Raw genomic sequence first — 13,742 nt, forward strand, 5'->3', positions numbered from 1 at the left:
CTGGACAAAATGACTCCAGATGAGTTTTACTATGACCAGCTACCACAACAAAATAAGGTAGCTTAACTAGAGCAGAGTATCACTTATAAATAAGCTTTTAGTTGTTCAAACAAGTGGGACCACCTCTCACCTCCGCGCTTCATCAGAAAACTGAAGGAACCTCCATTGAATCGAACTAATATTTTTTTTGGTGAATCGCATTCTGACTGGTTGCCTGTCAGAGGCGGAGAATCTGGTGATTTTGTTTTTCGACGTGGTGACGGGCATGCCTTCGCGAAAATCGCACCTGCTTCCCGCCGCGGTGAGCTCGCTGGAGAGCGTGACCGCCTCATTTGGCTCAAAGGTCGAGGTGTGGCTTGCCCCGAGGTGATCAACTGGCAGGAGGAACAGGAGGGTGCATGCTTGGTGATAACGGCAATTCCGGGAGTACCGGCGGCTGATCTGTCTGGAGCGGATTTGCTCAAAGCGTGGCCGTCAATGGGGCAGCAACTTGGCGCTGTTCACAGCCTATCGGTTGATCAATGTCCGTTTGAGCGCAGGCTGTCGCGAATGTTCGGACGCGCCGTTGATGTGGTGTCCCGCAATGCCGTCAATCCCGACTTCTTACCGGACGAGGACAAGAGTACGCCGCAGCTCGATCTTTTGGCTCGTGTCGAACGAGAGCTACCGGTGCGGCTCGACCAAGAGCGCACCGATATGGTTGTTTGCCATGGTGATCCCTGCATGCCGAACTTCATGGTGGACCCTAAAACTCTTCAATGCACGGGTCTGATCGACCTTGGGCGGCTCGGAACAGCAGATCGCTATGCCGATTTGGCACTCATGATTGCTAACGCCGAAGAGAACTGGGCAGCGCCAGATGAAGCAGAGCGCGCCTTCGCTGTCCTATTCAATGTATTGGGGATCGAAGCCCCCGACCGCGAACGCCTTGCCTTCTATCTGCGATTGGACCCTCTGACTTGGGGTTGATGTTCATGCCGCCTGTTTTTCCTGCTCATTGGCACGTTTCGCAACCTGTTCTCATTGCGGACACCTTTTCCAGCCTCGTTTGGAAAGTTTCATTGCCAGACGGGACTCCTGCAATCGTCAAGGGATTGAAACCTATAGAAGACATTGCTGATGAACTGCGCGGGGCCGACTATCTGGTATGGCGCAATGGGAGGGGAGCAGTCCGGTTGCTCGGTCGTGAGAACAATCTGATGTTGCTCGAATATGCCGGGGAGCGAATGCTCTCTCACATCGTTGCCGAGCACGGCGACTACCAGGCGACCGAAATTGCAGCGGAACTAATGGCGAAGCTGTATGCCGCATCTGAGGAACCCCTGCCTTCTGCCCTTCTCCCGATCCGGGATCGCTTTGCAGCTTTGTTTCAGCGGGCGCGCGATGATCAAAACGCAGGTTGTCAAACTGACTACGTCCACGCGGCGATTATAGCCGATCAAATGATGAGCAATGCCTCGGAACTGCGTGGGCTACATGGCGATCTGCATCATGAAAACATCATGTTCTCCAGTCGCGGCTGGCTGGTGATAGATCCCGTCGGTCTGGTCGGTGAAGTGGGCTTTGGCGCCGCCAATATGTTCTACGATCCGGCTGACAGAGACGACCTTTGTCTCGATCCTAGACGCATTGCACAGATGGCGGACGCATTCTCTCGTGCGCTGGACGTCGATCCGCGTCGCCTGCTCGACCAGGCGTACGCTTATGGGTGCCTTTCCGCAGCTTGGAACGCGGATGGAGAAGAGGAGCAACGCGATCTAGCTATCGCGGCCGCGATCAAGCAGGTGCGACAGACGTCATACTAGATATCAAGCGACTTCTCCTATCCCCTGGGAACACATCAATCTTACCGGAGAATATCGTTGGCCAAAGCCTTAGCGTAGGATTTCGCCCTCTCCCGCAAACGACCCCATTCAGGTTGGGTCTATACCGCCTTTATTATTGATGTGTTCTCACGAGCAATTGTTGGATGGAAAGTATCAACACGTATGAATACAGACATGGTGCTCGATGCATTGGAGCAAGCATTGCATGACCGAGGCATGCCAAAGAATGTGATTCATCATTCCGACAGAGGTGTGCAATATCTTTCCATTCGTTATACCAATCGTTTAGAAGCAGCAAATTTACGAGCATCAGTCGGTACGACTGGTGATTCATACGATAATGCTTTGGCTGAAACGGTGAATGGCTTATACAAAACAGAGGTGATTGAATATTTAAAAGCAGATTGGCAAGGTTTAGCAGATGTACAACTTGCGACACTAAACTGGGTAGATTGGTTCAATAAAGAACGTGTACATAGTGCACTGGGTTATGTATCACCTTTTGAGTTTGAAGCAATCTACTATGATAAGATTAATCCGTTAGGTCAGGTGGCCTAACTTAAATAAAAAGTCTCCGACAAACCCGGTACGGTTCAAGGCGTAGGTGTCAGTCAGATCCATCCGACTCAGCATTGGTGTTTGCTTTTTTACCCAACAAGCTGCTGGAAACTAAAAGTAAGGCACCGAGGACAATTGCAATATCAGCCAGGTTGAAGGCCGGCCAATGCCAGTCTCGCCAATAGAAATCAAAGGAATCCACAACATAGCCGCGAAAGACCCGGTCAATCAGGTTGCCCATGGCGCCACCGAGGATAAGACTGTAAGCGATGGCTTCTCCTTTATGACGATTTTCAAGGATCAGCTTGATCAGAAAAATCGAGACCACTACCGCGATTCCGATAAAAAAGTAGCGCTGCCAGCCTCCACCATTCGCAAAAAGACTGAATACGGCACCGGTATTCCATACGTGTACCCAGTTAAAGAATGAGGTCACTGAAATAGACTCGCCATATGCCATTGATTGTTGCACCAGCCATTTTACGGCCTGATCAGACGCTGCCAGCAGGCCCGATATGGACAACATAGCGTACGGTGACAGATGTTTGCCAAAAATGGACATTGCTTAATCCTTGAGCGCCAGAATGCGTCTAGCACCGTTAAGTACAATTACCCCCACGATGGTGCCGATAATCAGATCCGGATAATTGGACCCGGTCCACGCGACCAGAGCGCCGGCGGTGATGACCCCCAGGTTGATCACCACGTCGTTGGCCGAGAATATCCAGCTTGCCTTCATGTGCGCCCCGCCCTCCCGATGTTTGGATATGAGCAGCAGACAACTGGTATTGGCAATCAATGCGACGAATGCGATAGCCATCATCACCAGCGATTCAGGCTCACTACCGAATACAAAGCGTCTCACCACCTCTATGAGTACGCCCACAGCCAAGATCAGTTGCAGTACACCAGCAAGATGCGCGGCACGTACCTGCATTTTCACGCTATGTCCAACCGCATAAAGGGCAAGCCCGTACACCGCCGCATCGGCAAAATTGTCCAGGGATTCTCCAATCAGGCCGGTGGACCGGGCGATCAGACCGGCAGTCATTTCCACCACGAACAGAAGTGCATTGATGCCGAGCAACCAGCGCAGGGTCCCGGATTCTTGCTTAGCAGAAGCTGCCGAAAACTCGGCGGCCTTGATGGTCTCCGGATTTGCAGCGACGGTTTCCTGAAGCGAGGCGCCTAGCCCCAAGGTCTTCAGTTTCGAGGTGACGGGCTCGACCTCACCGTCATGCACGACCTTCAACTGGCGGTTCGACAAGTCGAAGGACAGTACCCGAATCCCCTCAACGCCGTTCAGGGCCAGGCGAATCATGCGCTCTTCTGATGGACAGTCCATCTTCGGCACGGCATAAACACTGACCCATTCCCCCGACGCATCGGAGGAGGCCTGCATATCGGTATCCGCCGCAGGCCTTGCATGGTCGCCACAGGGGCCTCCGCAGTTTTTACTCATGATATGACTCCACTTGAATGTGATCGGGTTTTCATTTAAAACTATATAGTAGCTATAATGTCAATAGCGTAGAGAATCCGTTGCGGAGGAACCCGATGCGTATTGGTCAGTTGGCACAGTCAGTAGGGGTAGATACACAGACGATCCGCTTCTACGAACGGCAGGGCTTGTTGCCGCCGCCTGGTCGGCAGGAGAACGGTTACCGTGTCTATACTGAGAAACACGTTGAGCGGCTGGCCTTTATTCGTCGCTGCCGCATCCTGGATCTGTCACTGGCAGAAATTCACGAACTAAAGCGCTATCAGGACGACCCTCATCAGTCCTGTACCGCTGTCAATGCCTTGCTCGATGATCACATCTCTCATGTACGCTCGCAGATAACCGCTCTACAGGCGCTTGAGAAACAACTCGTTTCACTAAGAGCGCGTTGCAACGATGACCGGGAAGTTAAGGCGTGTGGGGTTCTTGCTGGAATTAGCGAGGGAAGCATGCATCAGCAGTAGGTTGGAGTGCCAACCAGATAATCCGATGAGATGCCGGTTTGCCTCACTCTCATGCAAAGGTAAGATCAACCATTTAATCCGCTTACCCTATTTTTTTTGCTTTCACCTTATCCAAAATTCACCACCCCATAATTGAAAATATTTTGAATTATAAGCCCTTAGGGTGCTCATAATCCATAAATCAATTTCGAAGTTCTTTGTTGCATAAAGCCTTTAAAGATTGAGTTTTCCTAAGCAACTCAAATTTAAGTTACAACTCGGGTATTAGGTCGGCCTAATTCCATAAATCTGTTGAGGACTGCTACGCGAGCATGAATTTCACTCATCTGACTAGGAAAGCTTCTTGCCATTAATTTATCGCCTAATAATTTGATGCAGTGCATCTTTGTTTCGACCAAACTTCGGCGATGATAGCCTGACCATTTTTTCCATAGTGTTCTACCTAGCAGGGTTTTAGTATCTATACCAATATGAAGTTTACGCCATTGGCGACGATATTTCGGCTAATGCTTTTTACGTTTCCATTCACCTTCACCTAAGAACTTCAAATCCGTGGAATCAACGAGTAGATGCAGTCCATTGCAACTCTTTTCATAGCTAATTTGAATATCAATATGCTTTTGTCTTCTGCGAATGGTTGAATAATCCAGAGCTGTCCAATCTAATCCGCAAAGTTTAATCAAGCTTTGGACAAAGCCAGTCACCATGCATACAGAAAGACGAAATAAGGATTTAATCATGAGATAGCACTGAATGGCTATGTCAGAATAAGTTTGATTTCGACCATGTTTTCCTTGTGACTGCGAATATCATTGAATCTTAGTATCAAACCAAATTGTAAAATTACCATGATTGATCAAAGCATGATTGTAGGATGACCAATTCGGTGTACGATAAATTTAGGTGTAGGCTATTGCTGTATAAGACCTTATCGGTAGGTTTGCGCAACAAGGCCTCAAAATCCCACCTTAAAATGCAAATAGCAAAAAAACTCTACCATTCGATTGATTTCATTTTAGAAGTAATGAAATTAGTATCTGTTTGTAATGATATTTTATAAAATTCAATATTAGATCTGCAGAGAAAAACTTATCAAACTAAGTATTGGCTAGTCTTTTTCTTCGAAAAACTTATCAAACGAAGTATTAAGTTAATCTTTTTCTTCAACTTCTTCCTTAAACTCAAACAAATCATTCATCGTACAGTTAAAGTACTTACACAACTTATCGGCGACTGGTAATTCAATACGTACAGCACGGTCATAATACATACTTGTGAGCGTGTTGCGATTGATACCTGTTGCATGCACCACTTCACTTAATTTTAAAATTTTTCTATCGCCCATGAGGCTAGATAACTTACAAGTAATCATATTTAAATTAATTTACAAAAAATAACTTGCTGTGGGTTATTTGAAGTTGTTGACTGAGTAATACTTTGCTAAAATTAACCTACAGCAGGTTATTACAACTTATAGAAAGTATATTTTATCCATTTCAACTAAATTATAACTTTTTAAATATAAGGATTGAACCTGCATTAGATTATTTTGTGGAGATGACCGCCGTGTTACCAAATGAGTTATTGATCAGCCAGCAAGCTCGTGACTTAGGAAATCAATTAATTAAAGAAATGAACATCAATAGAAGTTATGGAATGGCTAATTTTCTTGGAGTAAATACTTGCTATGATAATCATCAGGCTGTACTTATTTGGACATTTCAACTGCTTGAAAGGGAACCTGCCTTAAATGAATTAGCAGAAATTAAAAAATATTTTCTTTTAATCTTTCCAGATAGTGTTTATCAATTAGCCTAAGTTGTTTTTAAAATTAATTTATTAAATAAAAAGCACTAAATCAAAGAAAGCTTTATTTAAAAATACCTATTAATTCAAAAACATACCATTTACTGAATATATGAAGCATAGGTTCCTGCTCTATCACTCACTCGTACTAAAATTACATCGCTCTTTTTACTGATACTAAACAATTTATGTCCACGCCACGTTCTGCGGCTTCGAGGGCTAGTTTTTGTTGAACCACTGAGAACAAGGACAACAAACTGCCTACTATATTTTCCCGGAGAGTGGTGTAGGAACTTTTTCATTATTGCTAATCATATCAGCGACAACATCAGCAACGAGCTCCTCTATTCCTGAGAATGCTTTAGACTGATCCGCATCAAGCCAAGACAATGATGGAAACTCAGCACACAACCCAACATACTCATTATATTCTGCTGACCATGTAACACGGCAAGTATATTGTTTACTATCCATTTGAAACCCCATAATGTTTTAAGTCTATGTATAAAAGTACGATTTTCACTTAGCAGTACTTAAATAATCACCCCACCACTGCATCATTTCAGTCCGCTGGGCTAAATAGTCAGCGTGATTATAGCTGGCACGGGTACGGTTCTTATCAATATGTGAAAGTTGTGCCTCAATCCAGTTATCCTGGAACAAACCTGAGTCATTCAAAATGGTACTAAAAGTGGAACGTAGTCCATGAGAGGATAATTGATGTTTTCCATAGCCCATCTTACGTATAGCCATATTTAATGTATTAAAATGAATCGGTTGATTATGTTTCCGTGGGCTAGCAAAAATGTACTTTTCACCGTATGACCATTGCATGACGTCTTTTAAAATATCTAAAGCCTGATCTGAAAGTGGAACTAAGAAGTCGGGAATCTCATGGCCTAATATGACTTTTCGTCGAAACTGTTTAATATGCAAGGCAGGTATTTTCCAGATTTTTTCATTTAAATCAAAATGATGAGGCTCAGCCAATAACAATTCAGCCCCTCGCACGCCAGTATGTAATTTGAACAGCAGTGCTTTTTTAATAATCGGATGGGCATCCAATTTTAATAAATTTTTCTTAAAATCTGATATATCCTCCGCTTTCAAATACGGATAATTCTTCTTGATTTTACTGTTAATGGCGATTTTATTTAAACCATGCGCGATGTTGAATTCACAATAACCCATCGCTACAGCGTAGTCATAAATTTGGTTCAAATAACTACAAGCTTTCTTGACAGGTTCTTTTACTTGGCGTCCCTCTATTTTTTTGATTACTGAAACCAGGTCATAACGCTTGATGTTTTGAAAAGGTAAATCCTGAAGGTCTGGATAAATATCTTGCTGTAAACATCTTTCTGCTAACTGTAGTACACCGCAGCGGGGTGAATCATTAAATGCATTTTTCAGTTTGAACTGCAGCCACTCCTCCCCTACCTTACGAAAGGTGATGACATTAGAGACAGTATCATGCTCAAAACAATAATTATTGTCTTTAAAGTCATCTTTGACTTGTCGTGCCTTTTTCAGCGATAAATCAGGATAAAGCCCCAACTGAATGCGGCGACGTTTTTTTGTTTGTGGATCTGTATAGCGATAGCACCAAGATTTTCTTCCAGTCGGCTCAATCTTCAGGCTAAGTCCATCTTCATCGGATAAAAAACAAGTTTTTTCCTTGCAATGAGCTTGGCGAACTTTAATTTCAGTAAGACTCATGAAATTTAAATGAAACCTATCAGCGGATTGACGAGATCCATTATATCAAAATAGAAGAAAATATATATGATGCGTACACTACGCATCATATATATTTGTAATATATTGTTTTATATATTTAATATTTTAAGTATTTGTATTTTAGTAACCATTATAAGTACCACCTCTTCTTTAAGTTCCCAACAACTCACTTTTTCTGTCATCAATGTTAAATAAGTCTTGTGCTTTAAATTCTTAGATGACCTCCTCTACCCTTTATTATCATTTTTATAAAAGTAACTATATGTACTCATTAAAATTTGTAGAGCTCAAAAACAAAAAAGACCGCTATATAGCAGTCTTTTAACTTAATTAAATAATAATTAATTCATTTTCATCATAAGTGCATAAGCATCACGTTTGTTTTGACGCAATGATTCTATCTCGGACTTCGTCAGCTGTTTTACGAGAGTTGAGGATATACTTTGCTTCCCACTCTGTGAGCCTTTCGAAATCGTACCCGTAAATCGATTTCCACCATGCTTCAAGATTACCATATACATCCCTCAATTGCTGAAGAGTTTCTTTACTTAGAGCTAATTGTGATGAGTATTGTTTACCCGTCAGTGCATATGCTCCAATAACTTTATTCGTCCCAGTTGTTTCAATATGACCTTTTAATGCTGCAAAAGTACCACCTTGGGTCTGGGTATCATCAACAATAATAACACATTTATCATTGTTTATTGTCCCATCAAATGCTGGTGGGTTGGCTAATCTATGCCACCCATCACCGCCAGTTCTTGATACTTTTATAGCTTGAACTATATTCGTATCAACTTCAAGCCCAAGTTTCTTTGCTATAACTGCTGAAGTAGCTAAAGGAATCATATTACGACCGACTGCTTCCTCAGCATGTACAGGTACTATAATAGTTTCCCGACCATCGATAATTCTTTCTAGTTCAGCAATCGCCTCATCCGAAACTAAATCTTTAGCTAAAATATACGCACTTTCAACATCCCCTGCTTTAGCAGCTTCATACATGTAATGAGAGGTTGCATCTCCAAGACCACGGTCAATAACCGTTTTAGGAAACATATTCCAATCTGTGCGATATAACTTCATATTTTTAAATAAGTTTTAATGATGGCTAGCATTAAATTTTACACTAAATTTACCGCTAGCATCTCTTGGATATTATTTTTCGTATCAGGCAGCACTCTCAAAAGCCGTTTGTTTGGACAGTCCCCATGATCATACACGAGGCAGCTTCAAATACTTATGGGCCCATCCTATCCAGTTGTATCTTCTTGCATCACATGAATATTGTATACTCATTTTGACTACTTGAAAATTATGGAACAACGTCAATAAAAACAATAACTCTAGAGTCTTTAGTCGACATTCCTAAAAAGGTAAATTCAACATTTCTTTCCATATCATTTCTTTGTGTCTCTGGATGAACAAAAGAAACATAGCTTATTTCAAAGAATCGGGCTAGGGTTTTTATGCCAATGATTTTGTTCTCTTCATTAGCAATTAAAACATCTAATTCCAGATCAAACTCTTCTAATTATTTAATTAAATCTTTAACTTTCATTTTACTATCAACCTCTATGAATTATTTAAAAAATTAGCACAATGAAACTTGTGAAAAAAATGGATTTGAACAAAATTTTTTAGCAAAAAAAGCATAGCAACCAGAAAAATCTTTCCAGCAATCAACAAAAATATCCCCGTGTGCTTCCAGTTTACAACATTTTGACTACCACACTGCCCACAGTAGTAATAATAGCCTTTGATACGGCCACCGCATTCAGGACAATTTTTATGATTAATGAATAAGTTACTCAACGTCTCTTCTCCAAAATTCTTATTATCAAGTTGTAAGTGAAGATAGCACACATTTATAAAAATATCTTTTTTAAAACATCAAAAGATGTTATAAAAAAGACATTCGCTACTTTAGGATAACTTTTAAGATGAATTTAAATCTCCTTGATGAAGAATCAATCCAACCTTCTGAACCCACGCCATGTGATTTTTTCAAAGGTGAAAATGCTATCAAAAAAGCTAAACAGTTAGGATTACCTGATCTCGAGTTAGTCAGAAACGCAATTATGATCGGTGATGCTGACTATAGAACAAATACTCACTATAACCGTGCACGCTTTATTGCACGATGGGGAAAAATTGGAGAACAGATTGCTTTACTGCTTCGACAATCTGATCCTGCTTGGATATTCCACAATGACAGCCAGCCAAGAATTGAGAATACAGTAAAGAAAATACAAATTATCTTTATGAGCGGGAATATTGCATTGGGGTTAGCTGATCAAGTTGTATCAGCACACTGTGAAAAAGGATTAATGACATTAAATAATATTAAGGAGAATCAGTCTGCTTATGATGATGAGACAAAATTGAGAACATGGATTTTATACTTTCCTTCAGCATCACATCCAGCCTATAAAGACATTGATATCCCAAATATTCCTTTTGAATTTGCATACCCAACTAGCTTCGTACAGGACTTAAAAGCGAAAAAAATTTCAATTTTACCAAGTGACCATACTTGCAGAATTGCATTTGAAATAGATAATACAGTTCCTGTAAAAACTGATCCTAAGCCAGTATTGGAACCATCTAATGAAATTAAACCAGATGATTTTGATATTCAGCTTGTAGTTTAATCTGAGGTTAATGTGTTTAATAAAGATCGTTTACGTATTGCTAAAGAATTACGAGGACTTAGCAATACCGATTTCGCAGAAAAATTGAGTTGCTCTATCTCTAAGGTAAAGCAACTTTTAGACGTGGATAAAGAAATCAATGAAAATGATCAAGATGATATATGCCGTGTATTAAATTTACCCAAGTCATTCTTTGCAGGTAATGACACACAACCACATGAAACAGACCAAATCTTCTATAGATCGGTTGCTCGTATTAAAGCACAGCATAGAAAAGCTAATGAGGCATATACTCTTTTAGCAATAAATATTAACAAGTACTTAAATCAGAAAGTAAAGTTACCTACTTTTCACCGTCCTGATTTAGATATTACTGAGTTTTTGGGTGAATCTAAGTATGCCGATCACCTAGCGTCAGAGTTGAGAGGTTTATGGGCTTTAGGTAATCAACCTATTAATAACATTGTTTCGTTGTGTGAGCTAAAGGGAATCCGTGTCTTTAGATTACCGACTGAAATTCGAGAAATTGATGCACTATCTTTTTTTGATGATGAAAGTGGTAGCCCTTTCATATTTCTAAATACATTTAAGTCTGCCGAAAGAGCCCGCTTCGATTGTGCACACGAACTTGGTCATACCGTTATGCATACGCATAACAAAAAAATTCGTGTCGAGAAAGATAATCGTGTTCTCGAAACTGAAGCGGATCAATTTTCATCTGAATTTTTAATGCCAACAGATGCATTTCTTTCTACTGCTCCACGCTATTTTTCACTAGAAAATATGATTGAGTATAAAAAGATTTGGCGAACATCCCTGAAGGCTATTAACTATAAAGCTCACAAGCTGGGCTTAGTTAGTGATTGGGTTAATCGTAGTAACTCTATAAAGATCAATTCGTTGGGCTACAACATTAATGAACCTGAAGAAACTCATCGAGATGAGAGTTTGATGTTGCCCAAAATTATCTCTGTTTTAGCCTCACAACCATCTTTTGATAAAAATAAAATGCTTGATGAAATTGGAATCTCTGAAGAAGATTTTAATCAATTAACATTTGATGCTTTAGCTAAAGTTGAGCCCCCGAAGAAAAAACATAAGTTATATATTGTCGAGTAATACAAACCTTCCTTAAAAATAATGCGCCTTACGGCGCACTATTTATGCAAAATCCTGATTAATTTTTTTATGACTTCACGCCCAACGTAGTTTTGCATCCCATAAGTCATACTTTAACTGAAAATGTAACTTGCCCCATCATGACTTTTTTCATATAGCCTACTTGAACTGACACCATAAATCCCATGTGTTCCATAAAGCATCGTATACAATTTCAGATAAATTCTTTAGTTATGTGATCAGGCTATGTGCTCAAATTACCTATTTCCAAATAAAAGAAATTTGACACTCTTAGGTGTCGATACAAGCCAGTTTGATCTTGAGCTTAAGGATCATGTATTCCCTTCCTATCATGCTCCAATCATTCTGAACGGCTCAGATCACTTAGAGCTTGATATTGCAAAGTTTGGATTACTACCGAGCTGGGCGAAAGAATTGAAGTTCAGCAGTCATACTTATAACGCCAGAACTGAGTCTGTAGCAGATAAGCCTAGCTTTCGACATGCTTGGAAGTACAGCAAGTTCTGCCTAGTCCCAGTACAAGAATTTTATGAGCCGAAATACATCAATGGCAAGCCACACTGGTACACCATCAAGCGTAAAGATGATCAGCCTTTTACTGTTGCAGGGATCTATGATGATGCAGTGATTAATGGCAATAAGGTACGTTCCTTTTCAATGTTGACCATCAATTCGGACCATCACCCTTTTATGAAACAATTCCATGCACCGAAGGATGAGAAGCGATCCATTATCGTTATTCCAGAACAGTACAGAAAAGACTGGCTAACAGCCGATCATGAACATGCGCATGAATATTTCTTTCAAATGCCCGATGAATTCGTCACATTTCCACGCGATGAGCAGAAACAAAACGTCTTATTCTGACGCATCCTTGTTTATCCACAACTTTTTAAATTTGAATTTTAAACGCTGTTAGTAATATCCTATTTAAACAAATTCTACTTCCAAACACGCCTCGTAGCGTAGGAGTATCTCATGTCTAAGAAGTTGCCTATTTACTTCTCTGACGACGCATGGTCATCTTTACAAGAGCTCATGGGTCCAGAGGGTAAACCAAGTCCTACCATCAACACCGTGCTTGAACAAATCGCTGTTCAAAATGAGCTTGTTGAAAAATTAGGGCTTACTGCTGTCCTACCCAAATCCAAAGTATCTATTCCCGTCTCTTTAGAGCGTATTCCTGCAGGTCCGGCCTTCAGCACCAAGGATGAGCAAGACAAAGCACTCGATCTGAATGAGTTCCTGATTCACAACCCTATTTCTACTTTTATTGCCTATGTAGACAGTGAATCCATGCTCGATGCTGGCCTAGAGATTAATGATCCAATCATTATTGATCGCAGTATTGAAGCCAAGCATTACGATATCGTGGTTGCCCTGATTGATGACAATGCCTCGACCATTAAGCGGCTGATGATCACCAATAAGATGTCCAAGTCTGAAATCAAAGAAATATTTGGAGATGAAGATTATCCGCTTCCAGAACTTTGGTTGAAGGCTGAAAATTCGAATTACAATCACATCATTCCTGATGATAGTCAGACCATATCAATCTGGGGTGTGGTGACTTTTAATTTAAAGCGTATTTATCACCGCTCATAAAAAGAAGAATAACCATGCAAAGTGAAAATGAAATATTCGCGTTAGTCGACGTGAATAATTGCTACGTCTCGTGTGAGCGTGTGTTTAATCCTGCCTTGAATGATCGCCCAACCATTGTGCTCAGCAACAATGACGGCTGTGCCGTGGCCAGAAGCCAGGAAGCGAAAGACTTAGGCATCAAGATGGGTGTTCCTGTATTCCAAATTAAAGAGCTAATCAAACAACATAACATTCAGGTGCTATCCAGTAATTTCTCCTTATATGGCGAAATGTCCAAGCGCTTTATGGAGCTGCTTGGGGACTATGTTGCACCAGGAGATCAAGAGATACCGTCTGAAACGTCAAGCAAATTATTGAGAATTCATGCTCAATAATCCGCTTGATAAGGTTGTTGGTGTTTGAGTACACCATAACAAAGATGAACCAACTTCCTCATCGCAGCTCCAAT

The 13,742-nt window shown here is 41.2% G+C and carries 14 protein-coding genes and 3 pseudogenes; 10 read left to right on the forward strand and 7 right to left on the reverse strand.

Annotated elements, in window-relative coordinates; all coding sequences use genetic code 11:
• Nucleotides 1-165 precede the first annotated feature (165 nt).
• The 3 genes and pseudogenes from aph(3'')-Ib to FTV17_RS14730 all read left to right on the forward strand — a co-directional run.
• Nucleotides 166-969, forward strand: a complete 804-nt coding sequence (gene aph(3'')-Ib, locus FTV17_RS14720) for an aminoglycoside O-phosphotransferase APH(3'')-Ib (protein ID WP_001082319.1) — start codon at nt 166-168, stop codon at nt 967-969.
• Entirely contained in the window at nt 969-1,805 is an 837-nt protein-coding gene (locus FTV17_RS14725) for an aminoglycoside O-phosphotransferase APH(6)-Id (protein WP_000480968.1), read from the forward strand. The genes aph(3'')-Ib and FTV17_RS14725 overlap by 1 nt, the downstream gene beginning before the upstream one ends.
• Nucleotides 1,806-1,910: 105 nt before the next feature.
• Nucleotides 1,911-2,384 (forward strand): annotated as a pseudogene (locus tag FTV17_RS14730) (IS3 family transposase); the annotation flags it as partial.
• A gap of 49 nt (nt 2,385-2,433) precedes the next feature.
• On the opposite strand, the gene lspA reads toward FTV17_RS14730, so the two are convergent.
• Entirely contained in the window at nt 2,434-2,946 is a 513-nt protein-coding gene (gene lspA / locus FTV17_RS14735; protein WP_180000609.1) for a signal peptidase II, read from the reverse strand.
• Between the two features lie 3 nt (nt 2,947-2,949).
• The gene (locus FTV17_RS14740; protein ID WP_180000611.1) at nt 2,950-3,846 is read right to left on the reverse strand and encodes a cation transporter; all 897 of its coding nucleotides are present in this window, start codon (nt 3,844-3,846) and stop codon (nt 2,950-2,952) included.
• Nucleotides 3,847-3,941: 95 nt separating this feature from the next.
• Here FTV17_RS14740 and cadR point away from each other — a divergent pair, with 95 nt between their 5' ends.
• On the forward strand, nt 3,942-4,349 hold the full coding sequence (gene cadR, locus FTV17_RS14745; protein WP_001219642.1) for a Cd(II)/Pb(II)-responsive transcriptional regulator: 408 nt from the start codon (nt 3,942-3,944) through the stop codon (nt 4,347-4,349).
• Between the two features lie 245 nt (nt 4,350-4,594).
• Here the strand turns inward: cadR and FTV17_RS14750 are convergent.
• Together FTV17_RS14750 and FTV17_RS14755 are read right to left on the reverse strand one after the other, a co-directional pair.
• A pseudogene (locus tag FTV17_RS14750) lies at nt 4,595-5,248 on the reverse strand (IS5 family transposase).
• Nucleotides 5,249-5,499: 251 nt separating this feature from the next.
• Nucleotides 5,500-5,721 carry a helix-turn-helix transcriptional regulator gene (locus tag FTV17_RS14755; protein WP_004658364.1) on the reverse strand — a complete coding sequence of 74 codons (222 nt, stop codon included), beginning with the start codon at nt 5,719-5,721 and terminating at the stop codon, nt 5,500-5,502.
• 194 nt (nt 5,722-5,915) lie between these two features.
• On the opposite strand from FTV17_RS14755, the gene FTV17_RS14760 reads away from it, so the two are divergent.
• The gene (locus FTV17_RS14760) at nt 5,916-6,167 is read left to right on the forward strand and encodes a hypothetical protein (protein ID WP_004658363.1); all 252 of its coding nucleotides are present in this window, start codon (nt 5,916-5,918) and stop codon (nt 6,165-6,167) included.
• 252 nt (nt 6,168-6,419) lie between these two features.
• On the opposite strand, the gene FTV17_RS14765 is transcribed toward FTV17_RS14760, so the two are convergent.
• The 3 genes from FTV17_RS14765 to FTV17_RS14775 form a co-directional block, all read right to left on the reverse strand.
• Nucleotides 6,420-6,641 carry a hypothetical protein gene (locus tag FTV17_RS14765; RefSeq protein ID WP_001986288.1) on the reverse strand — a complete coding sequence of 74 codons (222 nt, stop codon included), beginning with the start codon at nt 6,639-6,641 and terminating at the stop codon, nt 6,420-6,422.
• Between the two features lie 33 nt (nt 6,642-6,674).
• The gene (locus FTV17_RS14770) at nt 6,675-7,874 is read right to left on the reverse strand and encodes an integrase arm-type DNA-binding domain-containing protein (RefSeq protein WP_000059658.1); all 1,200 of its coding nucleotides are present in this window, start codon (nt 7,872-7,874) and stop codon (nt 6,675-6,677) included.
• A gap of 393 nt (nt 7,875-8,267) precedes the next feature.
• Complete coding sequence (locus FTV17_RS14775) at nt 8,268-8,981, reverse strand: phosphoribosyltransferase (protein ID WP_001986287.1); 714 nt, start codon at nt 8,979-8,981, stop codon at nt 8,268-8,270.
• An 857-nt stretch (nt 8,982-9,838) separates the two neighbouring features.
• Here FTV17_RS14775 and FTV17_RS14780 point away from each other — a divergent pair.
• From FTV17_RS14780 to FTV17_RS14800, 5 genes and pseudogenes are all read left to right on the forward strand, one after another.
• Nucleotides 9,839-10,549 (forward strand): hypothetical protein, encoded by a 711-nt coding sequence (locus FTV17_RS14780; RefSeq protein WP_001052588.1) that lies wholly within the window; start codon nt 9,839-9,841, stop codon nt 10,547-10,549.
• 12 nt (nt 10,550-10,561) lie between these two features.
• Nucleotides 10,562-11,668: an ImmA/IrrE family metallo-endopeptidase gene (locus tag FTV17_RS14785; RefSeq protein ID WP_150378256.1), complete on the forward strand. Its 1,107-nt coding sequence runs from the start codon at nt 10,562-10,564 to the stop codon at nt 11,666-11,668.
• Nucleotides 11,669-11,914: 246 nt separating this feature from the next.
• Entirely contained in the window at nt 11,915-12,556 is a 642-nt protein-coding gene (locus FTV17_RS14790) for an SOS response-associated peptidase (RefSeq protein ID WP_002046584.1), read from the forward strand.
• Nucleotides 12,557-12,667: 111 nt separating this feature from the next.
• Nucleotides 12,668-13,294 (forward strand): LexA family transcriptional regulator, encoded by a 627-nt coding sequence (locus FTV17_RS14795; RefSeq protein ID WP_000038641.1) that lies wholly within the window; start codon nt 12,668-12,670, stop codon nt 13,292-13,294.
• A gap of 14 nt (nt 13,295-13,308) precedes the next feature.
• Nucleotides 13,309-13,629: pseudogene (locus FTV17_RS14800) on the forward strand (Y-family DNA polymerase); the annotation flags it as partial.
• Nucleotides 13,630-13,742 lie beyond the last annotated feature (113 nt).

Origin of the sequence: Acinetobacter sp. YH12239 (genome assembly GCF_013417635.1) — a bacterium.
In the GTDB taxonomy this organism is placed as follows: Bacteria; Pseudomonadota; Gammaproteobacteria; order Pseudomonadales; family Moraxellaceae; genus Acinetobacter.